The sequence below is a fragment of the Paraburkholderia sp. RCC_158 genome (genome assembly GCF_041355255.1).
In the GTDB taxonomy this organism is placed as follows: Bacteria; Pseudomonadota; Gammaproteobacteria; order Burkholderiales; family Burkholderiaceae; genus Paraburkholderia; species Paraburkholderia graminis.
Genome location: NZ_JBFUPM010000010.1, coordinates 230,835 through 254,504, shown reverse-complemented (window position 1 = coordinate 254,504; position 23,670 = coordinate 230,835). Strand labels below are relative to the sequence as shown.

At 62.1% G+C, this 23,670-nt stretch carries 16 protein-coding genes; 13 read left to right on the top strand and 3 right to left on the bottom strand.

The window, feature by feature from the left end; all coding sequences use genetic code 11:
- Nucleotides 1-97 precede the first annotated feature (97 nt).
- The 3 genes from AB6809_RS21100 to AB6809_RS21090 all read left to right on the top strand — a co-directional run bounded on the left by AB6809_RS21100 (nt 98) and on the right by AB6809_RS21090 (nt 8,986).
- Nucleotides 98-1,924, top strand: coding sequence for a YadA family autotransporter adhesin (locus tag AB6809_RS21100; protein WP_371027064.1), 1,827 nt, complete (start codon nt 98-100; stop codon nt 1,922-1,924).
- Nucleotides 1,878-8,114 (top strand): YadA-like family protein, encoded by a 6,237-nt coding sequence (locus AB6809_RS21095; protein ID WP_371027063.1) that lies wholly within the window; start codon nt 1,878-1,880, stop codon nt 8,112-8,114. Before AB6809_RS21100 ends, AB6809_RS21095 begins: the two co-directional genes overlap by 47 nt.
- Before the next feature lie 314 nt (nt 8,115-8,428).
- Nucleotides 8,429-8,986 carry an OmpA family protein gene (locus AB6809_RS21090; protein WP_307258268.1) on the top strand — a complete coding sequence of 186 codons (558 nt, stop codon included), beginning with the start codon at nt 8,429-8,431 and terminating at the stop codon, nt 8,984-8,986.
- Between the two features lie 79 nt (nt 8,987-9,065).
- On the opposite strand, the gene AB6809_RS21085 is transcribed toward AB6809_RS21090, so the two are convergent.
- Nucleotides 9,066-9,911 (bottom strand): MurR/RpiR family transcriptional regulator, encoded by an 846-nt coding sequence (locus AB6809_RS21085; protein WP_029968261.1) that lies wholly within the window; start codon nt 9,909-9,911, stop codon nt 9,066-9,068.
- A gap of 290 nt (nt 9,912-10,201) precedes the next feature.
- Between AB6809_RS21085 and edd the strand changes: the two genes are divergently transcribed.
- The 4 genes from edd (at nt 10,202) to AB6809_RS21065 (ending at nt 15,061) form a co-directional block, all read left to right on the top strand.
- Nucleotides 10,202-12,130: a phosphogluconate dehydratase gene (gene edd / locus AB6809_RS21080; RefSeq protein ID WP_029968258.1), complete on the top strand. Its 1,929-nt coding sequence runs from the start codon at nt 10,202-10,204 to the stop codon at nt 12,128-12,130.
- A gap of 119 nt (nt 12,131-12,249) precedes the next feature.
- Nucleotides 12,250-12,891, top strand: coding sequence for a bifunctional 4-hydroxy-2-oxoglutarate aldolase/2-dehydro-3-deoxy-phosphogluconate aldolase (eda, locus tag AB6809_RS21075; RefSeq protein WP_006051913.1), 642 nt, complete (start codon nt 12,250-12,252; stop codon nt 12,889-12,891).
- Nucleotides 12,892-13,161: 270 nt separating this feature from the next.
- Nucleotides 13,162-14,556, top strand: a complete 1,395-nt coding sequence (locus AB6809_RS21070) for a gluconate:H+ symporter (RefSeq protein ID WP_006051914.1) — start codon at nt 13,162-13,164, stop codon at nt 14,554-14,556.
- 10 nt (nt 14,557-14,566) lie between these two features.
- Nucleotides 14,567-15,061, top strand: coding sequence for a gluconokinase (locus AB6809_RS21065; protein ID WP_029968256.1), 495 nt, complete (start codon nt 14,567-14,569; stop codon nt 15,059-15,061).
- A gap of 96 nt (nt 15,062-15,157) precedes the next feature.
- On the opposite strand, the gene purB is transcribed toward AB6809_RS21065, so the two are convergent.
- A complete protein-coding gene (gene purB, locus AB6809_RS21060) occupies nt 15,158-16,546 on the bottom strand; it encodes an adenylosuccinate lyase (protein ID WP_029968255.1) in 1,389 nt (462 codons plus the stop codon).
- A 234-nt stretch (nt 16,547-16,780) separates the two neighbouring features.
- Between purB and AB6809_RS21055 the strand changes: the two genes are divergently transcribed.
- From AB6809_RS21055 to AB6809_RS21030, 6 genes are all read left to right on the top strand, one after another.
- Nucleotides 16,781-17,737 carry a LysR family transcriptional regulator gene (locus tag AB6809_RS21055; RefSeq protein ID WP_006051917.1) on the top strand — a complete coding sequence of 319 codons (957 nt, stop codon included), beginning with the start codon at nt 16,781-16,783 and terminating at the stop codon, nt 17,735-17,737.
- Between the two features lie 150 nt (nt 17,738-17,887).
- Nucleotides 17,888-19,210: a Glu/Leu/Phe/Val dehydrogenase gene (locus AB6809_RS21050; protein WP_006051918.1), complete on the top strand. Its 1,323-nt coding sequence runs from the start codon at nt 17,888-17,890 to the stop codon at nt 19,208-19,210.
- Nucleotides 19,211-19,493: 283 nt separating this feature from the next.
- Complete coding sequence (locus tag AB6809_RS21045; protein WP_006051919.1) at nt 19,494-20,387, top strand: glutamate/aspartate ABC transporter substrate-binding protein; 894 nt, start codon at nt 19,494-19,496, stop codon at nt 20,385-20,387.
- An 82-nt stretch (nt 20,388-20,469) separates the two neighbouring features.
- On the top strand, nt 20,470-21,210 hold the full coding sequence (locus AB6809_RS21040) for an amino acid ABC transporter permease (protein ID WP_006051920.1): 741 nt from the start codon (nt 20,470-20,472) through the stop codon (nt 21,208-21,210).
- Nucleotides 21,210-21,887 (top strand): glutamate/aspartate ABC transporter permease GltK, encoded by a 678-nt coding sequence (gltK, locus tag AB6809_RS21035; protein WP_029968252.1) that lies wholly within the window; start codon nt 21,210-21,212, stop codon nt 21,885-21,887. The genes AB6809_RS21040 and gltK overlap by 1 nt, the downstream gene beginning before the upstream one ends.
- Nucleotides 21,884-22,609, top strand: a complete 726-nt coding sequence (locus AB6809_RS21030; protein WP_006051922.1) for an amino acid ABC transporter ATP-binding protein — start codon at nt 21,884-21,886, stop codon at nt 22,607-22,609. The genes gltK and AB6809_RS21030 overlap by 4 nt, the downstream gene beginning before the upstream one ends.
- A 102-nt stretch (nt 22,610-22,711) precedes the next feature.
- Here the strand turns inward: AB6809_RS21030 and AB6809_RS21025 are convergent, their stop codons facing one another.
- The gene (locus tag AB6809_RS21025; RefSeq protein WP_029968250.1) at nt 22,712-23,650 is read right to left on the bottom strand and encodes a class II glutamine amidotransferase; all 939 of its coding nucleotides are present in this window, start codon (nt 23,648-23,650) and stop codon (nt 22,712-22,714) included.
- Nucleotides 23,651-23,670: the final 20 nt, after the last annotated feature.

Below are 23,670 nucleotides of genomic sequence, written 5' to 3'. Positions count from 1 at the left end.
ATCAAATCGAAAATGATGGGCACTACTTTGATCTCGTGCCGCGCCGGCGCCTACGACGGCCGCCGCGAGGTGCTTACTCACCAACATCAACAACACGGTGAATAACATCGTGAACGGTGGCGGCGTCAAGTACTTCCACGCCAACTCGACGCTGGCTGATTCGTCGGCAACGGGTACGAATGCTGTGGCAATCGGCGGTGCAGCGTCGGCAACGACGGCGAACTCGGTGGCCTTGGGCTCGAACTCGGTGGCGAACTCGGCGACGTTGACGACGGCAGGCTTCACGCCGGTTGGCGGCACGGCGATTTCGGCAGCCACGGCAGCCGGCGGCGAAGTGTCGGTGGGCGCGGCAGGTGCAGAGCGTCGTATCACGAACGTCGCAGCAGGTCTGAACGCGACCGATGCAGTCAACGTGAGCCAGTTGCAGTCGGAAGACGCAAAGGTGAACAACGTCTCGAACAACGTGTCGAACGTCGCGAACAACCTGGCGAACACCAACAACAACGTCGCGAACCTGAGCGGCAACGTCACCAACATCAACAACACGGTGAACAACATCGTGAATGGTGGCGGCATCAAGTACTTCCACGCTAACTCCACGCTGGCTGATTCGTCGGCAACGGGCACGAACGCGGTGGCAATCGGCGGTGCAGCCTCGGCGACGACGGCGAACTCGGTAGCACTGGGCTCGAACTCGGTGGCGAACTCGGCGACGCTGGCGACGGCAGGCTTCACGCCGACGGGTGGCACGGCGATCTCCGCAGGGACGGCTCTGGGCGGCGAAGTGTCGGTGGGCAAGGCAGGTGCAGAACGTCGCATCACGAACGTGGCAGCGGGTCTGAGCGCGACCGATGCAGTGAACGTGAGCCAGTTGCAGTCGGAAGACGCAAAGGTCAACAACGTCGCGAACAACCTGTCGAACACGAACAACAACGTTGCAAACCTGAGCGGTAATGTCACCAACATGAACAACACGGTGAACAACATCGTGAACGGTGGCGGCGTCAAGTACTTCCACGCGAATTCGACGCTGGCGGATTCGTCGGCGACCGGTACGGACGCGGTGGCAATCGGTGGTGCAGCCTCGGCAACGACGGCGAACTCGGTGGCCTTGGGCTCGAACTCGGTGGCGAACTCGGCCACGCTGGCGACGGCAGGCTTCACGCCGGCTGGCGGCACGGCGATTTCGGCAGCCACTGCTGCTGGTGGTGAAGTGTCGGTGGGCGCGGCAGGTAAGGAACGTCGTATCACGAACGTCGCAGCAGGTCTGAACGCGACGGACGCAGTGAACGTGAGCCAGCTGCAGTCGGAAGACGCAAAGGTGAACAACGTTTCGAACAACGTTTCGAACGTCGCGAACAACCTGTCGAACACCAACAACAACGTCGCGAACCTGAGCGGTAACGTCACCAACATCAACAACACGGTGAATAACATCGTGAACGGTGGCGGCGTCAAGTACTTCCACGCGAACTCGACGCTGGCTGATTCGTCGGCAACGGGTACGAATGCTGTGGCAATCGGCGGTGCAGCGTCGGCGACGACGGCGAACTCGGTGGCCCTCGGCTCGAACTCGGTGGCCAACTCGGCCACGCTGACGACGGCAGGCTTCACGCCGGTTGGCGGCACGGCGATTTCGGCAGCCACGGCAGCCGGCGGCGAAGTGTCGGTGGGCGCGGCAGGTGCAGAGCGTCGTATCACGAACGTCGCAGCAGGTCTGAACGCGACCGATGCAGTCAACGTGAGCCAGTTGCAGTCGGAAGACGCAAAGGTGAACAACGTCTCGAACAACGTGTCGAACGTCGCGAACAACCTGGCGAACACCCAACAACAACGTCGCGAACCTGAGCGGCAACGTCACCAACATCAACAACACGGTGAACAACATCGTGAATGGTGGCGGCATCAAGTACTTCCACGCTAACTCCACGCTGGCTGATTCGTCGGCAACGGGCACGAACGCGGTGGCAATCGGCGGTGCAGCGTCGGCGACGACGGCGAACTCGGTAGCACTGGGCTCGAACTCGGTGGCGAACTCGGCGACGCTGGCGACGGCAGGCTTCACGCCGACGGGTGGCACGGCGATCTCCGCAGGGACGGCTCTGGGCGGCGAAGTGTCGGTGGGCAAGGCAGGTGCAGAACGTCGCATCACGAACGTGGCAGCGGGTCTGAGCGCGACCGATGCAGTGAACGTGAGCCAGTTGCAGTCGGAAGACGCAAAGGTCAACAACGTTTCGAACAACCTGTCGAACACGAACAACAACGTTGCAAACCTGAGCGGTAATGTCACCAACATGAACAACACGGTGAACAACATCGTGAACGGTGGCGGCGTCAAGTACTTCCACGCGAATTCGACGCTGGCGGATTCGTCGGCAACGGGTACGGACGCAGTGGCGATCGGTGGCAACGCTCAGGCGACGACGGCGAACTCGGTGGCCTTGGGCTCGAACTCGGTGGCGAACTCGGCGACGTTGACGACGGCAGGCTTCACGCCGGCTGGCGGCACGGCGATTTCGGCAGCCACTGCTGCTGGTGGTGAAGTGTCGGTGGGCGCGGCAGGTAAGGAACGTCGCATCACGAATGTGGCAGCGGGTCTGAACGCCACCGATGCAGTGAACGTGAGCCAGCTGCAGTCGGAAGACGCGAAGGTCAACACGGTCAACAACAACCTGAACAACCTGAGCAACACGGTGAACAACATCACCAACGGCGCGGGTACGAAGTATTTCCACGCTAACTCGACGCTGGTCGACTCCTCAGCAGTGGGTACGAACGCAGTGGCGATCGGTGGTGCAGCAACTGCGACGACGGCGAACTCGGTGGCACTGGGCTCCAACTCGGTGGCAAACTCGGCCACGTTGACGACGGCAGGCTTCACGCCGGTCGGTGGCACGGCGATCGCGGCAGCGACGGCTGCTGGCGGTGAAGTGTCGGTGGGTGCAGCGGGTGCAGAGCGTCGTATCACGAACGTGGCAGCGGGTCTGAACGCGGCCGATGCAGTGAACGTGAGCCAGCTGCAGTCGGAAGACGCAAAGGTCAACAACGTTTCGAACAACCTGTCGAACACCAACAACAACGTTGCAAACCTGAGCGGCAACGTCACCAACATGAACAACACGGTGAACAACATCGTGAACGGTGGCGGCGTCAAGTACTTCCATGCGAACTCGACGCTGGCTGATTCGTCGGCAACGGGCACGAACGCGGTGGCAATCGGCGGTGCAGCCTCGGCGACGACGGCAAACTCGGTGGCCCTCGGCTCGAACTCGGTGGCGAACTCGGCCACGCTGGCGACGGCAGGTTTCACGCCGGTCGGCGGCACGGCGATCTCGGCAGCGACGGCAGCCGGCGGCGAAGTGTCGGTGGGCGCAGCAGGTGCTGAGCGTCGCATCACGAACGTCGCAGCGGGTCTGAACGCGACCGATGCAGTGAACGTGAGCCAGCTGCAGTCGGAAGACGCGAAGGTGAACAACGTCAGCAATAACCTGAGCAACCTGGCAGGCAATGTCACCAACATGAACAACACGGTGAACAACATCGTGAACGGTGGCGGCGTCAAGTATTTCCACGCGAACTCGACGCTGGCGGATTCGTCGGCAACGGGTACGGACGCAGTGGCGATCGGCGGCAACGCTCAGGCAACGACGGCGAACTCGGTGGCACTGGGCTCGAACTCGGTGGCGAACTCGGCCACGCTGGCGACGGCAGGCTTCACGCCGGTTGGTGGCACGGCAATCGCGGCAGCCACGGCAGCGGGCGGTGAAGTGTCGGTGGGCAAGGCAGGTGCGGAGCGTCGTATCACGAACGTGGCAGCAGGTCTGAACGCTACGGATGCAGTGAACGTGAGCCAGCTTCAGTCGGAAGACGCGAAGGTCAACAATGTCTCGAACAATGTGTCGAACGTCGCGAACAACCTGTCGAACACCAACAACAACGTTGCAAACCTGAGCGGCAATGTCACCAACATCAACAACACGGTGAACAACATCGTGAATGGTGGCGGCATCAAGTACTTCCACGCCAACTCGACGCTGGCGGATTCGTCGGCGACGGGTACGGATGCAGTTGCGATCGGCGGCAACGCTCAGGCAACGACGGCGAACTCGGTGGCCTTGGGCTCGAACTCGGTGGCGAACTCGGCCACGCTGGCGACGGCAGGCTTCACGCCGGTCGGCGGCACGGCGATCGCAGCAGCCACGGCAGCGGGCGGTGAAGTGTCGGTGGGCGCGGCAGGTAAGGAGCGTCGCATCACGAACGTGGCAGCAGGTCTGAACGCCACGGATGCAGTGAACGTGAGCCAGTTGCAGTCGGAAGACGCGAAGGTGAACAACGTCTCGAACAACGTTTCGAACGTTTCGAACAACCTGTCCAACACCAACAACAACGTCGCGAACCTGAGCGGCAATGTCACCAACATCAACAACACGGTGAACAACATCGTGAACGGTGGCGGCATCAAGTACTTCCACGCCAACTCGACGCTGGCGGATTCGTCGGCGACGGGTACGGATGCAGTGGCGATCGGCGGCAACGCTCAAGCAACGACGGCGAACTCCGTAGCACTCGGTTCCAACTCGGTGGCGAACTCGAGCACGTTGACGACGGCAGGCTTCACGCCGGTCGGTGGCACGGCGATCGCAGCAGCGACGGCAGCCGGCGGCGAAGTGTCGGTGGGCAAGGCAGGTGCGGAGCGTCGTATCACGAACGTGGCAGCAGGTCTGAACGCTACGGATGCAGTGAACGTGAGCCAGTTGCAGTCGGAAGACGCGAAGGTGAACAACGTTTCGAACAACGTTTCGAACGTCGCCAACAATCTCGCGAACACCAACAACAACGTCGCGAACCTGAGCGGCAACGTCACGAACATCAACAACACGGTGAACAACATCGTGAACGGTGGCGGCATCAAGTACTTCCACGCGAACACCACGCTGGCGGATTCGTCGGCAACGGGTACGGACGCAGTGGCAATCGGCGGCAACGCGCAAGCGACGACGGCGAACTCGGTGGCACTGGGCTCCAACTCGGTGGCGAACTCGGCGACGTTGACGACGGCAGGCTTCACGCCGGTCGGCGGCACGGCGATCGCAGCAGCGACGGCAGCCGGCGGCGAAGTGTCGGTGGGCAAGGCAGGTGCGGAGCGTCGTATCACGAACGTGGCAGCAGGTCTGAACGCTACGGATGCAGTGAACGTGAGCCAGTTGCAGTCGGAAGACGCGAAGGTGAACAACGTTTCGAACAACGTTTCGAACGTCGCCAACAATCTCGCGAACACCAACAACAACGTCGCGAACCTGAGCGGCAACGTCACCAACATCAACAACACGGTGAACAACATCGTGAACGGTGGCGGCATCAAGTACTTCCACGCGAACACCGCGCTGGCGGATTCGTCGGCAGTGGGTACGAACGCAGTGGCGATCGGCGGCAACGCACAAGCGACGACGGCGAACTCGGTGGCACTGGGCTCGAACTCGGTGGCCAACTCGAGCACGCTGGCGACGGCAGGCTTCAACCCGGGCGGCAGCGCGATCTCGGCAGCCACGGCAGCCGGTGAAGTGTCGGTGGGCGCGGCAGGTGCAGAGCGTCGCATCACGAACGTGGCAGCAGGTCTGAACGCCACGGACGCGGTGAACGTGAGCCAGCTGATGTCGGAAGACGCGAAGGTGAACCAGGTCGGCGCGAGCACGGCCTCGTCGCTGGGTGGCGGTTCGACCTACGACTCGACGACGGGCGCAATTACGGCTCCGACGTACTCGGTGGGCGGCACGACGGTGAACACGGTGGGTGACGCAATCACCAACATCGACGGTCGTACGACGCAGAACACGACGAACATCGACAACCTGACGCAAAACATCGCCAACGGTTCGGTCGGTCTGGTGCAGCAAGACCCGACGTCGCGCAACATCACGGTGGCGAAGGATACCGACGGCACGGTGGTTGACTTCACGGGTACGGCGGGCACGCGTACGCTGACTGGTGTAACGGCTGGTGATCTGAGCGCATCGAGCACGGACGCAGTGAACGGGTCGCAGCTGTACGCGACGAACATGAACGTTTCGAACGTCGCGAACAACCTGTCGAACACCAATAACAACGTCGCAAACCTGGCGGGCAATGTCACCAATATCAACAACACGGTGAACAACATCGTGAACGGTGGCGGCATCAAGTACTTCCACGCCAACTCGACGCTGGCGGATTCGTCGGCAACGGGTACGGATGCAGTGGCGATCGGCGGCAACGCACAGGCAACGGCGGCGAACTCGGTGGCACTCGGTTCCAACTCGGTGGCCAACTCGACTACGCTGACGACGGCAGGCTTCAACCCGGGCGGCAGCGCGATCTCGGCAGCCACGGCAGCCGGTGAAGTGTCGGTGGGTGCAGCAGGTGCTGAGCGTCGCATCACGAATGTGGCAGCAGGTCTGAACGCCACGGACGCGGTGAACGTGAGCCAGCTGATGTCGGAAGATGCGAAGGTGAACCAGATCGGCACGAGCACGGCCTCGTCGCTGGGTGGCGGTTCGACCTACGACTCGACGACGGGCGCAATCACGGCTCCGACGTACTCGGTGGGCGGCACGACGGTGAACACGGTGGGTGACGCAATCACCAACATCGACGGTCGTACGACGCAGAACACGACGAACATCGACAACCTGACGCAAAACATCGCCAACGGTTCGGTCGGTCTGGTGCAGCAGGACCCGACGTCGCGCAACATCACGGTGGCGAAGGATACCGACGGCACGGTGGTTGACTTCACGGGTACGGCAGGTTCGCGTACGTTGACTGGTGTAGCCGCAGGCGCGGTGAACGCCACGAGCGTGGATGCAGTGAACGGTTCGCAGCTCTACGGCGTGAGCCAGTCGGCGGCAGATGCCCTCGGCGGCGGCTCGACGGTGAACAGCGATGGCACGATCTCGGCCCCGACGTACTCGGTGGGCGGCACGACCGTGAACAGCGTGGGTGACGCGATCACCAACATCGACGGCCGTGTGACGCAGAACACGTCGGACATCACCAACATCAACAACACGCTGAACAACATCACCAGCGGCGGCACCGGTATCAAGTACTTCCACGCCAACTCGACGTTGCCGGATTCACAGGCAACGGGCGCGGAATCGGTGGCGATCGGCGGTAATGCGCAGTCTCTGGCGACGAACTCGGTTGCACTGGGTTCGAACTCGGTGGCTGACCGTGCCAATACGGTGTCGGTGGGCTCGGCAGGCAACGAACGCCAGATCACCAACGTCGCAGCCGGTACGGCCGACACGGACGCAGTGAACGTCGCGCAGTTGAAGGCGTCGGGCATCATCAACCCGAACGGCACGACCAACGCGGCAGTCACGTACGACCACAACGCCGACGGTACGACCAACTACAGCAGCATTACGATGGGTAATGGTGCTGCGGGCGGCACGACGATCCACAACGTGGCAGCAGGCACGTCCGGTGACGACGCAGTCAACGTCGACCAGATGAACTCGGCGATCTCGACGGTGACGAACATTGCGCACGCCGCCAACAACCCGATGTTCGCAGCAGACGGCAACCGCGATACGGAAGCAGCAGTTGCAAGCGGTACGCATTCGACCGCAATGGGTGCGAATGCAAGCGCAACCGCGGCGAACTCGGTGGCGCTGGGTGCGAACTCGGTGGCTGATCGTGCGAACTCGGTGTCGGTGGGCTCGGCAGGTAACGAACGCCAGGTCACCAACGTCGCAGCCGGTACGGCAACGACCGACGCGGTCAACGTGGGTCAGTTGAACGACGCCATCGGCTCGGCAGTCGGCAATCTGCCGGCTGGCATGACCTCGAAGGCGTACACCGATCAGCAGATCAACTCGGTGCAGAACAGCGTGAGCCAGGTCGCGAAGAACGCGTACGCCGGTGTCGCAGCCGCTACGGCGCTGACGATGATCCCGGACGTCGATCAAGGCAAGACGATCGCGGTCGGTATCGGTGGCGGTTCGTATAAGGGTTCGCAGGCTGTCGCGCTCGGCGTCTCGGCGCGTATCACCGAGAACCTGAAGATGAAGGCCGGCGCGGGCACCAGCTCGCAAGGCACGGCGATCGGCATCGGTGCTTCGTACCAGTGGTAAGCGCCGTGATGGATCGGACGCAAGTCCGGTCCATCAACCGGATCTGTCTTGACTAGAACTGTAAGCGCGCTCTTGTCCGCAGGACACGGGGCAAGGGCGCCGCTTCAATCACTGCATTCGTGAAAATGAACACTTCTCTTTTTAAATATCTCCGCGCGTTGGTCTCAGGCGCGTCTTTGGCGATCTTTGCAGCGTGCAGCACGCAATCTGGACCGTCCTACACGCTGCGTACGATCAGCCCACCGAACCAAACCGTACCGACTTACCGGGTTAGCTGCCTTGGACTCCTCGACAGCTCGCAAACCTGCGTGCGCGTGGCCGAAGAAACCTGCCAGGCCAAGCCGATTACGTGGCTCGGCGCGATCGACGGCGTGAGCAACAACCAGCCGGTGAAAGATGCGCGTGAAATGACGTTCATGTGCGGCGCGCCCGTCGCACAGCAGCCGGTCGCACAACAGCCGGTGCCGCAACAGCCGGTTCAGCAGCAAGAGGCTGCGCAGCCGCAAGCAAAGCCGGCGGCGCCGCAGGCCCGGCTGCTGCTGCAAGGCAACGCCAACTTTGCAACGGACAGCGCGACGCTCAGCGCGATCGCGAAGGAAAACCTGGATCACTTCATGGCCGCGAACAAGGGCGCGAATCTGCGCCGCGTGACGGTGACGGGCTACACCGACAAGACGGGTTCCGAAGCACACAACCTGGCACTGTCGAAGGCTCGTGCCGGAGCGGTCGTGCAATATCTGCGCGATGGCGGTCTCGAGGCTGAGCAGTTCGTCGCACAAGGCCTCGGCAGCGCCGATCCGGTTGCGTCGAATGCAACGGCCGAAGGTCGTTCGCAGAACCGCCGCGTCGATGTTCGCGTGGTCGCCGAGTAACTGGCCGCGTGCATCGTTTGACCTGAGTTTGACCTGAAAAAGGCCTGCCATCGAGCAGGCCTTTTTCATTTGCGCCTCTTCAGCTTTCGCCGTCGATTCTCAGCCGGCCGATCACTTCTTTCGCCTTACCCATCCGCTCGACAAGCTCGGGCCCGCGCTTGAGTGCGACGCCTACAGCGAGAATGTCGCCGATGGCGAGATGCGACATGCGCGACGTCATCGGCGAAAACACATCGCTTTCCTCGACGACATTTGAGAACAGACAGATCGACGCGAGCTTCGCGAGCGGCGACGATCCATGTGTAATCGCAATCACTTTGGCGCCGCAGTTTAGCGCGGAATGTGTCGCTTCGATGATGTCCCGGGTTCGACCGGTATTCGATACCGTCACGATCACATCGCCGGGGCCGAGCAGTGCGGCCGACATCGAGTAGGTGTGCGGATCGGAGTAGGCGACGCTCGGCATGCCGAGCCGGAAGAACTTGTGCTGGATGTCCTGCGCCGCAATACCTGAACCGCCCGCTCCATAGAACTCGATGCGCGCCGCGTTCGCCAGCAGGTCGACGGCTGCTTCGACACTATGCGGCGACAGGCTGTTGCGCACCTGGATCAGCGTGCCGATGGTCCGGTCGAAGACCTTGGCGATCAGACCCGGCGTACCCTCGTCCGGCCGCACATCCCGATAAACCGCCGGCACTTCAGTAGCGATGCCTTGGGCCAGCCGGATCTTGAACTCGCGAAACCCCGAAAAACCCAGCGCATGACAGAACCGCGCGATAGTCGGCTGACTCACACCCGCGCGCGCGGCGACTTCCGTCATGGAAAGGTCTAGCACCTCGCGCGGCGCCTCGATCACGTAGTCGGCGAGCTTGCGCTCCGACGGGCGCAACTGCTCGCGCATCTCTTCGACCTGGGACAGCATCATTGGAAAACTCGCACTATGCTGAAGAATGCGTGGACTATAGCTTGATTGGCCGAAAGGTACAAAAACTACATTATCGCCGTAGGTGTTATCCCTAGGTTCAGGTGTTATTCGTCCGATGCGCCGCCAGTAAAGGGCTTCGCGGAGTTTCGCCAAACTGCACTGCAGCAAGATTTCCAATTGCGGCCATGTAGTTTTTCTACTAAGATTCCTTTCGCCGGTCTCTCCGGCGACCCCGCGATACCCACCTGGCATAGCGCGCCCAATCTGCCGCCAGCGACGAAGGAGCTCCGATGGTTTCCCCGCATTCGCAATTGTTGAAAGTCACGCAGCGCGTGATCGAACGCAGCAAGCCCACTCGTGAGGCGTATCTCTCCCGCATTCATCAGGCGCAGGGCCGGTTCCCGGCGCGCGGCGCGCTTTCCTGCGCGAATCTGGCGCACGGGTTTGCGGGCCTCGAAGGCAACGACAAGCTCGTCATCAAGCAGATTCGCGAGCCGAACATCGGCATCGTTTCGTCGTACAACGAGATGTTGTCGGCGCACGCGCCGTACAAAAACTACCCGGACATCATCAAGCAGGCCGCGCGTGAAAACGGCGGCGTCGCGCAATTCGCGGGCGGCGTGCCGGCCATGTGCGACGGCATCACCCAGGGCAACGCGGGCATGGAGCTGTCGCTGTTCTCGCGCGAAGTCATCGCGATGAGCACGGCAGTCGCGCTCACGCACAACATGTTCGACGCGGCGTTGTGCCTCGGCATCTGCGACAAGATCGTGCCGGGCCTTCTGATCGGCGCGCTGCAGTTCGGCCATCTGCCGACCATCTTCGTGCCGGCCGGTCCGATGACGAGCGGCCTGTCGAACGACGACAAGGCCAAAACCCGCCAGCAGTTCGCAACCGGTCAATGTGGCCGCGACGCGCTGCTCGAAGCGGAAGCCGCCGCGTATCACGGCCACGGCACCTGCACGTTCTACGGGACGGCGAACAGCAATCAGATGCTGATGGAAATCATGGGCCTGCATCTGCCGGGCTCGGCTTTCGTGCATCCGCATACGCCGTTGCGCGACGCGCTGACCGCGCAGGCCGCGCGCCGCGTGCTCGATCTGACGGTCGAGCGCGGCAATTACACGCCGATCGGCCACGTGATCGACGAAAAGGCGATCGTCAACGGAATCGTCGCGTTGCTCGCGACGGGCGGCTCCACCAATCACACGCTGCACCTCGTCGCCATTGCGCGCGCGGCGGGCATCGTGATCGACTGGGACGATTTCGACACGCTGTCGCAAGCCGTGCCGCTGCTCGCCAAGATTTACCCGAACGGCAAGGCCGATGTGAACCATTTCCATGCGGCCGGCGGCGTCGCGTTCCTGGTGCGCAATCTGCTGGAAGGCGGTTTGCTGCACGAAGACGTCAACACGGTCGTCGGCCAGGGGCTGCATCGCTACACGGAAGAGCCGAAGCTGATCGACGGCAAGCTGCAATGGGTGCCGGGCGTGGATACCAGCGCGGACAAAGCGGTGTTGCGCGGCATCAAGGAGCCGTTCCAGCCGGACGGCGGCTTGCGTCTGATGCAGGGCAAGCTCGGCCGCGGCGTGATCAAGATTTCGGCGGTTGCGGCGCAGCATCGCAAGGTGAAGGCGCCGGCCATCGTGTTCGATTCGCAGGAAGCCGTGCAGGAGGCGTTCGACAACGGCGAGCTCAAGCGCGACTTTGTCGCCGTCGTGCGCTTCCAGGGCGCGCGGGCGAACGGCATGCCGGAACTGCATCGTTTGACGCCGCTGCTCGGCGTGTTGCAGGATCAGGGTTTCCATGTCGCACTCGTCACGGACGGCCGCATGTCGGGCGCGTCGGGTAAAGTGCCCGCGGTCATTCATCTGTCGCCGGAAGCGTTGCTGCAAGGGCCGATCGGCAAAGTGCACACGGGCGACATGCTGGTGATCGACGCCGAAGCCGGCGTGCTCGACGTCGAGATCGACGCCGCCGAATGGGCCGCGCGACCTAACGCCGCGCCGCTCAATCAGGCGGAAAACGAAGTGGGTTTCGGCCGCGAACTGTTCGGCGTATTCCGCGCGGCGGCGGCGCCGGCGGAGCAGGGCGCGTCGGTGTTCGGTCCGATGGTGGGCGAGCGTCCGGCAGCGCACGGCGAGCACGCGGCGTCTGCTGTGCAGCACGCCGCCGCACAGCACGGCGAAACGCGTACCAGCACCACTCAGGCAGGCTAGCAGTCTTCGCAAACAAGCCAACGGACAGTCGAACCAGGTCCAACGAAGTCCAACCGGGCAGCCCGCCAAAGGCCGCCCGGCGACGCAACAGACGGTTGGCAGAAACAAGGAGTTTCACTATGACGTCGAAAACAGTAAGCGAGATCGTCCGCCTGGGCCCGGTGATTCCGGTGCTCGCGTTCGATTCGGTCGAGCAGGGCGAACACGTGTCGCGCGCGCTGCATGCGGGCGGCGTGAAGGTGCTGGAAATCACGCTGCGCACGGCGGCAGGGATTGCCGCGATCGAGCGCGCGAGCCAGTTGGCCGAAGACATCGTGGTGGGCGTCGGCACGATCACGAAGCCCGAGCATTGCGCGCAGGCGAAGAAAGCAGGCGCGCAGTTCGGCGTGTCGCCCGGACTCACGAAAGACATGCACAAGGCCGCGCAGGATGCTGGCCTGCCGCTTTTGCCGGGCGTGATGACGCCGAGCGACATCATCACCGCGCTCGAACTCGGCTATGAAATCGTGAAGTTTTTCCCGGCGCAGCAAGCGGGCGGCGTGCCGATGCTGCAAGCTTTTCATGGTCCGTTTCCGACGCTGAAGTTCTGCCCGACCGGCGGCATCACGGCGGAAACCGCCACGCATTTCCTGTCGCTGCCGAACGTGGTCTGCGTGGGCGGCTCCTGGCTGACGCCGAAAGCCGCGGTCGCCGCGCAAAACTGGGACGAAGTCACGCGCCTCGCGCGCGCGGCGAGCCAATTGGCCGCACCCGCTCACTAGTCGATAACCGCCGCGTTCTGGCGAACACAGACGCGGACGCAGACGCAGACACAGCAAGCTCTCAACCGGAGCCTCGCCGATACAGCCGCTTCAGGCTGTCGCAGCGAGGCTTCGTTGCAAAGATGCTGCGGGTTTCGCGGGCTTTTCAAGACAACAGACAGTAAAATTCAGCGACCGCGCGGTTTGCCGTCCTCGAGGCGCAGCGGTCGCCATGAGACGAGGTGGCTGCCGTCTTCGCACCCACAATCAATAACGCAAAGGAGGAGCTTCATGGAAGCTGTTCACGGCAGCATGCTGCTGGTTTACGGGGTGATCGCCATCGCCCTGCTGATCTTGTTGATCACGCGCTACAAGGTCTATCCGTTCCTCGTCCTGATCATCGTGTCGCTGCTGCTGGGGCTTGCCTCCGGTATGCCGATGGCGACCATCGTCAAGTCGTTTGAAACCGGCAACGGCAACACGCTCGGGCACATCGCGGTGGTGGTTGGCCTCGGCACGATGCTCGGCAAGATGATGGCCGAATCGGGCGGCGCGGAACGCATCGCCACGACGCTCATCGACTGGTTCGGCGAGAAGAATATTCACTGGGCGATGATGGTCGTCGCGATCATCGTCGGCTTGCCGGTGTTCTTCGAAGTCGGCTTCGTGCTGCTGATTCCCATCGCGTTCAACGTCGCCAAGCGCACCAACAAATCGCTGCTGCTCGTCGGCCTGCCGATGGTCGCGGGCCTGTCCGTCGTGCACGGGCTGATTCCGCCGCACCCGGCCGCGATGCTCGCCGTGCAGCAGTACCACGCGGACATTGGCAAGACGATTGCGTATGGTCTGATCGTCGGCGTGCCGACGGCTATCGTCGCCGGTCCGCTGTTTGCGCTGATGATCAACCGCTACATCAAGCTGCCGCAAGAGAACGCGCTCGCCGCGCAGTTTCTGAACAGGGACGACGTCGCGCTCTCCGGCACGCCGGGCGGCGCGAACGCAGCGCCGAAGCGCGAACTGCCGAGCTTCGGCATTACGCTGTTCACGGTGTTGCTGCCGGTGATCCTGATGCTGGTGGGCAGCTGGGCCGATCTGGTATTCACGCCGAAGACCTTGCCGAACGACCTGCTGCACTTCGTCGGCAATTCGGACGTCGCGCTGCTGATCGCCGTGCTGGTCAGCTTCTGGACCTTTGGTGCGAGCCGCGGTTTCAATCGCGACCAGATCCAGAAATTCTGCGGCGAATGTCTGGCGCCGATCGCGGGCATTACGCTGATCGTCGGCGCGGGCGGCGGTTTCGGACGCGTGCTGATGGATAGCGGCATTTCGAAGGAAATCGTGGCTGCTGCGACCTCCGCGCATTTGTCGCCGCTGCTGTTCGGCTGGCTCGTCGCCGCGCTGATCCGTCTCGCGACGGGTTCGGCGACGGTCGCAATGACCACCGCCTGCGGCATCGTTGCGCCGATCGCGGCGGCCAGCGCGATCCAGGTGAAGCCGGAACTGCTGGTGCTGGCAACCGGCTCAGGCTCGCTGATCTTCTCGCACGTGAACGACGGCGGTTTCTGGCTGATCAAGGAATACTTCGGTATGACGGTGGGGCAGACCTTCAAGACATGGTCGCTCCTCGAGACCATCATTTCGTTGATGGGTTTGCTGTTGACCTTCGCGCTCGCGGCGGTCCTGTAAGGAGCTTTTGATGATTTTGATCGCAATGGGCGTGTCGGGCGCCGGCAAAACGAGAATTGGCGAGATGCTGGCGGAGCGCCTGCACTGCGCGTTCACCGACGGCGACGCGTTTCATAGCGCCGCAAACAAGGAGAAGATGCACCACGGCATTCCGCTTACCGACGAAGACCGGTGGCCGTGGCTCAAAACTATCCGCACCGCGATCGAAGAAAAGCAGAAGGCGGGCGAGACGGCCGTGTTCACGTGTTCGTCGCTGAAGCGTTCGTATCGCGACATTTTGCGCGACGGCGACAAGGACGTCTGCTTCGTGTACCTGAAGGGTTCGCGCGAGGTGCTGCAAGAACGTTTGACCACGCGCACGGGCCATTTTTTCGACCCGTCGCTGCTGCAAAGCCAGCTCGACACGCTCGAGGAACCGGGCGCTGACGAGGCGGTCACGGTGAGCATCGAACTGTCGCCGGAACAGATCGTCGACGATGTGTTGAAGCAGGTCGAGAAGCGTTAATCCGCCATCCTGAACTAACCGTTCAGACGAAGAAAAGCCGCTCCGGGGAGCGGCTTTTCTTTTGCTCGACGAGCAGAGCAGCGGATGAATCGGGCTTTAGCCGATGCGCTTCGCCAACTCGACTGCCTTGCCGATGTATGAACCCGGCGTCATCGCGAGCAAACGGTCTTTCGCGTCCTGCGGAATCGCAAGCCCGCCGACGAACGCCTGCAGCGCCTCACGCGTGATGCCCTTGCCGCGCGTCAGTTCCTTCAACTGCTCGTACGGATTTTCGATGCCGTAGCGGCGCATCACCGTTTGCACCGGCTCGGCCAGCACTTCCCAGCAGTTGTCGAGGTCTTCGTTCAGACGCTGCGCATTCACTTCGAGCTTGTCCAGACCGCGGATCAGCGAGTCGTACGCGAGCAGCGAATAACCGAACGCGACGCCCATGTTGCGCAGCACCGTCGAATCGGTCAGGTCGCGCTGCCAGCGCGACACCGGTAGCTTGTCGGCGAGGTGGCGCAGCGTTGCGTTCGCGAGTCCGAGATTGCCTTCGGAGTTTTCGAAGTCGATCGGGTTGACCTTGTGCGGCATCGTCGACGAACCGATCTCGCCGGCCTTCGTGCGCTGCTTGAAATAGCCGACCGAGATGTAGCCCCACACGTCGCGGTCGAGATCCAGCAGGATCGTGTTGGCGCGCGCGACGGCGTCGAACAGCTCGGCCATGTAATCGTGCGGCTCGATCTGGATCGTGTACGGATTGAACGTGAGCTTCAGACGCTGCTCGACCACTTCGCGCGAGAACGCTTCCCAGTCGAACTCCGGATACGCCGACAGATGCGCGTTGAAGTTGCCGACCGCGCCGTTCATCTTGCCGAGCAGTTCGACCTTCGCGATGCGCTCGATCGCGCGTTCGAGACGTGCGGCGACGTTGGCGATTTCCTTGCCGAGCGTTGTCGGGCTGGCCGGCTGGCCGTGCGTGCGCGAGAGCATCGGCTGTTCCGCGTGCGCGTGAGCGAGCGCGACGAGCTTCTGATGCACCGTGCGCAGCGCCGGCAAAATGACGTGCTCGCGCGCGCCCGCAAGCATCAGGCCGTGCGACGTGTTGTTGATGTCTTCCGACGTGCACGCGAAATGGATGAACTCGCTTGCGCGCTCCAGTTCTTCCTGACCCTTGACCGATTCCTTCAGCCAGTATTCGACCGCCTTCACGTCGTGATTCGTCACGCGCTCGATGTCCTTGATGCGCGCGGCGTCATGCGCGGTGAAGCGCTCGGCCAGTTGCAGCAGGAATTGTTCGGCGGGGTCCGAAAAGCGCGGCACTTCGGCGAAACCGGCGCGCGAGAGCGCGATCAGCCAATGAATTTCGACCGTCACGCGATTGCGCATGAACGCGGCTTCCGAGAGCCAGTCGCGCAGGGCTTCGGTTTTCGACGCATAGCGGCCGTCGAGCGGGGAGAGCGCATTCAGCGCGAACAGAGTGTCGGGGCGGGTGTCGGACATGATGGCGGCTGGTCTAGGCGTTGAGCGCTCGCTGCAGTCACAGCGAGCGGATCGGAACGGAGGGAACCGCGAATTTTACCACCAGAGGCGGATTCGGCCGGAATAGGCCGGACGCGCGTGAGCCGCAGCGGACGATGCGAAGGCAAAGTCGGCTGCCGGGTGGAGCGTGAGCATTCGCATCGGCAGAGCCACTAGAATGCTGACTTCCTCTCTCTCGCCGGCAGCAGGCTTCGCATGGAACTGAAATGGCTCGAAGACTTCGTTTCGCTCGCGGAAACGCGCAGTTTCAGCCGCTCGGCTGAACTGCGTCACGTCACGCAGCCGGCGTTCTCGCGGCGCATCCAGGCGCTCGAGGCGTGGCTCGGCACGGAGCTCATCGACCGCTCGGTGTATCCGACGCGTCTCACGCCGGCGGGCCAGGTGTTCAACGAGCAGGCGCTCGCGATGCTTTCGCAGTTCCACGAGGCCCGCGCGCTGTTGCGCGGCCACACGGCGACGCCGCAAGCGACGATCGAGTTCGCGGTGCCGCACACGCTGTCGCTCACGTACTTTCCGCGCTGGCTGCAACGCATCGAAGCGCAGATGGGCCCGATTCATACGCGGCTGCGCGCGCTTAACGTGCACGACGCGGCGCTCTCTCTGGTGGAAGGCGGCTGCGATCTGATGATGGGCTATCACCATCCGAGTCATCCGGTCGCGCTCGACCCGGCCCGCTACGACATGCTGACGCTCGGCAACGAGCCGATCAGTCCGTTCTCGGCGCCGGGGCGCGCGGGCCGGCCGCGTCATACGCTGCCGGGCACCGCTGAAGCGCCCACGCCTTATCTGTCGTACACGCCGAATGCGTATCTGGGCCGCATGACCGAGGTGATTCTCGCCAACGCCCCGGAGCGTCTCAATCTGGACCGGCTCTACGAAACCGACATGGCCGAAGGTCTGAAGGCGATGGCGCTCGCCGGCCACGGCATCGCTTTTCTGCCGCACAGCGCTGTGGAAGACGCGGTCGCGGACGGCAAGCTGATTCGTCTGGACCGGGCGACGCGCGGCACGCCCGAAGGCCAGCTTACGCTCACGATGGAGATACGCCTCTACCGTGACAAGCTGGCCGCCAAAAGCGACGACGCGCGGCAGATTCTCGTGCGGCAGTTGTGGGACGTGGTGTCGGAAGAACTGGCGGAGCGCGGCGCGTAAGAGAGCCTCGCCAAACCTGCGCGCCCGCGACGCGAATTTGCGGCTTCCGAAGGGTTATGCAAAAAAGACATAATCGGATAAGGAAACGGCATTGGATTTCAAAACGGCCTTTTTCGACAATGCTGCTACTCGATCAACGCCGGAGCGTTCATGTCTTCCCAGCAGCAAGCCGCCCAATCTGCCCAATCAGCATTAACGTCGCAGTCCGTCCCCTCCTACCTGAATAGCGAAGACCTCGGCCCGTGGGGCAACTACCTGCGCCAGGTCGATCGCGTCGCGCCGTACCTCGGCTCGCTGTCGCGCTGGCTCGAAACCCTGAAGCGCCCGAAGCGGATTCTGATCGTTGACGTGCCTATCGAACTCGATAACGGCACGGTCGCGCACTTCGAGGGCTACCGCGTGCAGCACAACGTGTCGCGCGGTCCAGGCAAGGGCGGCGTGCGTTATCACCAGGACGTGACGCTGTCGGAAGTGATGGCGCTGTCCGCGTGGATGTCGGTGAAAAACGCTGCGGTGAACGTTCCTTACGGCGGCGCGAAGGGCGGCATCCGCCTCGATCCGCGCAAGCTGTCGCGTGGTGAACTCGAGCGCGTCACGCGCCGCTACACCAGCGAAATCGGCATCATCATCGGACCGAACACCGACATTCCCGCGCCGGACGTGAACACGAACGAGCAGATCATGGCGTGGATGATGGACACGTACTCCATGAACCAGGGCCAAACGGCAACCGGCGTCGTGACCGGCAAGCCGATCACGCTCGGCGGTTCGCTCGGCCGCCGCGAAGCGACGGGCCGCGGCGTGTTCGTGGTGGGCTGCGAAGCGGCACGCCGCATCGGCTTCGACATCGAAGGCGCGCGCATTGCGGTGCAAGGTTTCGGCAACGTCGGCGGCATCGCGGCGCGTCTGTTCCAGGAAGCGGGTGCGAAGGTCGTCGCGGTGCAGGATCACACCGGCTCGCTGTACAAGTCGACGGGTATCGACGCCGTCGCGTTGCTGGAACATGTGGCGAAGACGGGCGGCGTGGGCGGTTTCGCCGAAGCCGACTCGGTGACGAACGAAGAGTTCTGGACCGTGGAATCGGACATCCTGATCCCGGCTGCGCTCGAAAACCAGATCACCGAAAAGAACGCCGGCAAGATCAAGACGAAGATCGTCGTGGAAGGCGCGAACGGCCCGACCACCACGGCCGCCGACGACATCCTGCACGACCGCGGCATCCTCGTGATTCCGGACGTGGTGGCTAACGCGGGCGGCGTGACGGTGTCGTACTTCGAATGGGTGCAGGACTTCTCGAGCTTCTTCTGGACCGAAGACGAGATCAACCAGCGCCTCGAGCGCGTGATGCGCGAAGCGTTTGCGGCCGTATGGCAAGTGTCGAGCGAGCAGAACGTTTCAGTGCGGACGGCGGCGTTTATCGTCGCGTGCAAGCGGATTTTGCAAGCGCGCGAAATGCGCGGTCTGTATCCCTGATCGCGGGCTTGTAACGGGAACGGCGGATTCGCTACCTCGCGGATGCGCCGCGCATTTGAAGTAAATGCGCATGCCTGAACGCACTTCACGAGAGCGCGTGTTTTACCTGGCGGGCGGCATCGCGACGATGCTGCCCGCCTTTGCATATCCGGAAAGGTTGACCGGCTGCGCGAAGCCGCCGCCGACCAATAGCGGCGTGCACGCAACAACAATGGTTTATAGCCATACTTTCAGAATAATTACTTTGCTAAACTGGCGCCGGTTCTTGCCAAGGAGATCAAACATGAAGGTTAAAAAAGCTGCGCTGCTGCTCGCGACTCTCGGACTGTTTACGGTTGGCGCGCACGCGCAAGACGCCGGCACGCTGAAAAAAATCAAGGACACGGGCGTCATCGCGCTGGGTCATCGCGAGTCGTCGATTCCGTTTTCGTACTATGACGACAAGCAGGAAGTCATCGGCTATTCGCAGGAATTCGCGCTGAAGGTGGTCGAGGCGGTCAAGCAGAAGCTCAACGCGCCGAACCTGAAAGTGAAGCTGATTCCGGTTACGTCGCAAAACCGTATTCCGCTGGTGCAGAACGGCACCGTCGACATGGAATGCGGCTCCACCACGAATAACGCGGAACGCCAGCAACAAGTGGCGTTCTCGAACACGATCTTCGTGATCGGCACGCGTCTGATGACCAAGAAAGATTCGGGCATCAAGGACTGGGCCGACCTGAAGGGCAAGACGGTCGTCACGACCGCCGGCACCACGTCCGAGCGCCTGCTTCGCAAGATGAACCAGGACAAGAGCCTGGGCATGAACATCATCAGCGCGAAGGATCACGGCGAGTCGTTCCTGACGCTCTCCACCGGCCGCGCCGCTGCGTTCATGATGGACGACGCGCTGCTCGCCGGCGAGCGTGCAAAGTCGAACACGCCGAACGATTTCGTGATCGTCGGCGCGCCGCAGTCGCATGAAGCATACGGCTGCATGCTGCGCAAGAACGATCCGGAATTCAAGAAGGTCGTCGACGACGCAATCGCGAAGGTCGAAACTTCGGGCGAAGCCGACAAGATCTACAAGAAGTGGTTCGAATCGCCGATTCCGCCGAAGGGCTTGAACCTGAACTTCCCGGAAAGCGACGACATGAAGGCGCTTTACAAGAATCCGAATGACAAGGCAATCGATTAAACCTTAGCTGTTTTTTTGAAATGCTGAATGAAACGGAAGGGGCCACGCGCTTCTTCCGTTTCTTTTTGCTGGAGTCTTGGTCATGTCATATCACTGGAACTGGGGCATTCTGCTGAGTCCCGTCTCCACCGGCGAGCCGACCACTTATCTGGGCTGGCTGCTGTCGGGTTTCTGGGTGACGATTACCGTGTCGCTGTCGGCATGGGTGATCGCGCTGATCGTCGGCTCGTTGTTCGGTGTGCTGCGCACGGTGCCGAACAAGTGGGCGTCGGGCATCGGCACGCTCTACGTCGCGATTTTCCGCAATATTCCGCTGATCGTGCAGTTCTTTATCTGGTATCTGGTGATACCGGAGTTGCTGCCGGCATCCATCGGAAACTGGTTCAAGCAACTGCCGCCAGGCGCGCAGTTCTTTTCTTCTTCGATCATCTGTCTCGGGCTCTTCACCGCCGCGCGCGTGTGCGAGCAGGTGCGCTCGGGCATCAACGCGCTGCCGCGCGGCCAACGTGCCGCGGGCCTCGCGATGGGCTTCACGCAATGGCAGACGTATCGCTACGTGCTGCTGCCGGTCGCGTACCGGATCATCGTGCCGCCGCTCACGTCCGAGTTTCTGAATATCTTCAAGAACTCGGCGGTCGCGTCGACCATCGGTCTGCTCGATCTCTCCGCGCAAGCGCGACAGCTTGTCGACTACACGTCGCAGACGTATGAGTCGTTCATCGCCGTCACGCTCGCGTACGTGCTGATCAATCTGGTCGTCATGCAATTCATGCGCTGGGTCGAAGCCAAGACCCGGTTGCCCGGCTATATCGGAGGCAAGTGATGCACCATTTCGACTGGAGCGGTATTCCGGGCGCACTGCCTACGCTGTGGACGGGCGCGGTCGTCACCTTCAAGATCACGCTGATCGCGATCGTGATCGGCATTGTGTGGGGCACGGTTCTCGCCATGCTGCGGCTGTCGTCGTTCAAGCCTTTTGAGTGGTTCGCGAAGGGCTACGTGACGATTTTCCGTTCGATCCCGCTGGTCATGGTCCTGCTGTGGTTCTTCCTGATCGTGCCGCAATTGCTGCAGAACGTGCTCGGCCTGTCGGCGGATATCGACATTCGTCTCGCATCGGCAATGGTCGCTTTCTCGCTGTTCGAGGCGGCGTATTACTCCGAGATCATTCGCGCGGGGATTCAGTCCGTGCCGCGCGGGCAGGTCAACGCGTCGTTCGCGCTCGGCATGAACTACGCGCAGTCCATGCGTCTCGTGGTGCTGCCGCAGGCGTTCCGCGCGATGGTGCCGCTGCTGCTCACGCAGGGCATCGTGCTCTTTCAGGATACGTCGCTCGTCTACGTGATCAGCCTCGCCGACTTCTTCCGCACTGCCACGAATATTGGCGATCGTGACGGCACGAATGTCGAAATGGTACTGTTCGCGGGCGCGTGTTATTTCGTGATCTGCGTGGTCGCGTCGAGCCTTGTCAAAGGTCTTCAGAAAAAGGTCGCAAGATGATCTCTATCAAGAATGTTTCGAAGTGGTACGGCCAGTTTCAGGTGCTGACGGACTGCACGACGGAAGTCAAAAAGGGTGAAGTGGTGGTGGTGTGCGGACCGTCGGGTTCGGGCAAGTCCACGCTGATCAAGACCGTCAACGGACTCGAGCCGTTTCAGAAGGGCGAGATCGTCATCAACGGGCAGTCGCTGACGGATAAGAAAACCAATCTGTCGAAGCTGCGCTCGAAGGTCGGCATGGTGTTCCAGCACTTCGAACTGTTCCCGCATCTGTCGATCGTGCAAAACCTCACGCTCGCGCAGATCAAGGTGCTCGGCCGTTCGAAGGACGAAGCCTCGGCGAAGGGTCTCAAGCTGCTCGACCGCGTCGGCTTGCGCGCGCATGCGGACAAGTTTCCGGGGCAATTGTCGGGCGGTCAGCAGCAGCGTGTGGCGATTGCGCGCGCGTTGTCGATGGACCCGATTGCAATGCTGTTCGACGAGCCGACTTCGGCGCTCGATCCGGAAATGATCAACGAAGTGCTCGACGTGATGGTCGAACTCGCGCAGGAAGGCATGACCATGATGTGCGTCACGCACGAAATGGGCTTCGCGAAGAAGGTCGCGCATCGCGTGATTTTCATGGACAAGGGCTTGATCGTCGAGGACGACCGCAAGGACGACTTCTTCGACAATCCGAAGTCCGATCGCGCGAAGGATTTTCTGGCGAAGATCCTGCACTGAGGGCAAGCGTTGCCGCGTGGTTGTCGCGGTGGGCGCTTCAACGAAAAGCCGCTTGAAAAAGCGGCTATTTTTATCGATGCGTGGTCGCCGCGGCTACGACTTTTACGACTCGAAGGCGGCGGCGTCGTCGGCCGCTTCCAGATCGACTTCCAACTCAGCCGCAGCAGACTCGGCCGCCGCCGAAGCCGCAATCGTGCTCGCCGAAGCGGACGCGTCGAGCGCCGGATTGCGCAGCTTTTCCAGCACCGAGGCCGGCACCGGCACATTGACGCGGCCAATCACGTCGCCGTGCTGGAACATCAGCAGATCGCCCGGTTCGAACGCGGTCCACACTTCGTTGTCGGTCAGCGGCTGCGTCGCGATCACGGCGACGCGGTCTTCCGGCGTCGTGTATTTGGCGAAGTCGATGGACACGTCCGCGTCGACAAGATGCGCGGTGGAAAAAGGCCAGCGCCGCACGATGTAATGCAGATGCGTCGAGCAATGCGCAAACAGCGCCTGGCCGTTCGACATCAGAAAATTGAATACGCCGAATTGCGTGATTTCGCGCGTGAGCTTCTCGAGCGCGGCGAAGAGTTCGTTGAGCGGCGGTTGTTGCGCGCCGGGAAACGCCTTGCGCAAACCTTCGAGCAGCGCGCAGAAAGCGAGCTCGCTGTCGGTCGTGCCGACCGGCTGATACACGCCTGAGAGCACCGGCGAATAATCCTTCAGATCGCCGTTGTGCGCGAAGATCCAATGACGCCCCCACAGTTCGCGCATGAACGGGTGGCAGTTTTCCAGCAGAATGTGCCCTTGCGTCGCCTTGCGGATATGCGCGATCGTGTTCTTCGACTTGATCGGATAGCGCTTGACCATCTCGGCGATCGGCGAGGTAGCCGACGATTGATGGTCGATGAAAAGGCGACACGCTTTGTCTTCGAAGAAGGCGATACCCCAGCCGTCGGCATGGTGATCGGTGACGCCGCCGCGCGCCGCAAAGCCGGTGAACGAGAACGTGACGTCCGTCGGCGCGGCGCAGTTCATTCCTAGAAGTTGGCACATGTTGCGGGTAGGCCTGTGAA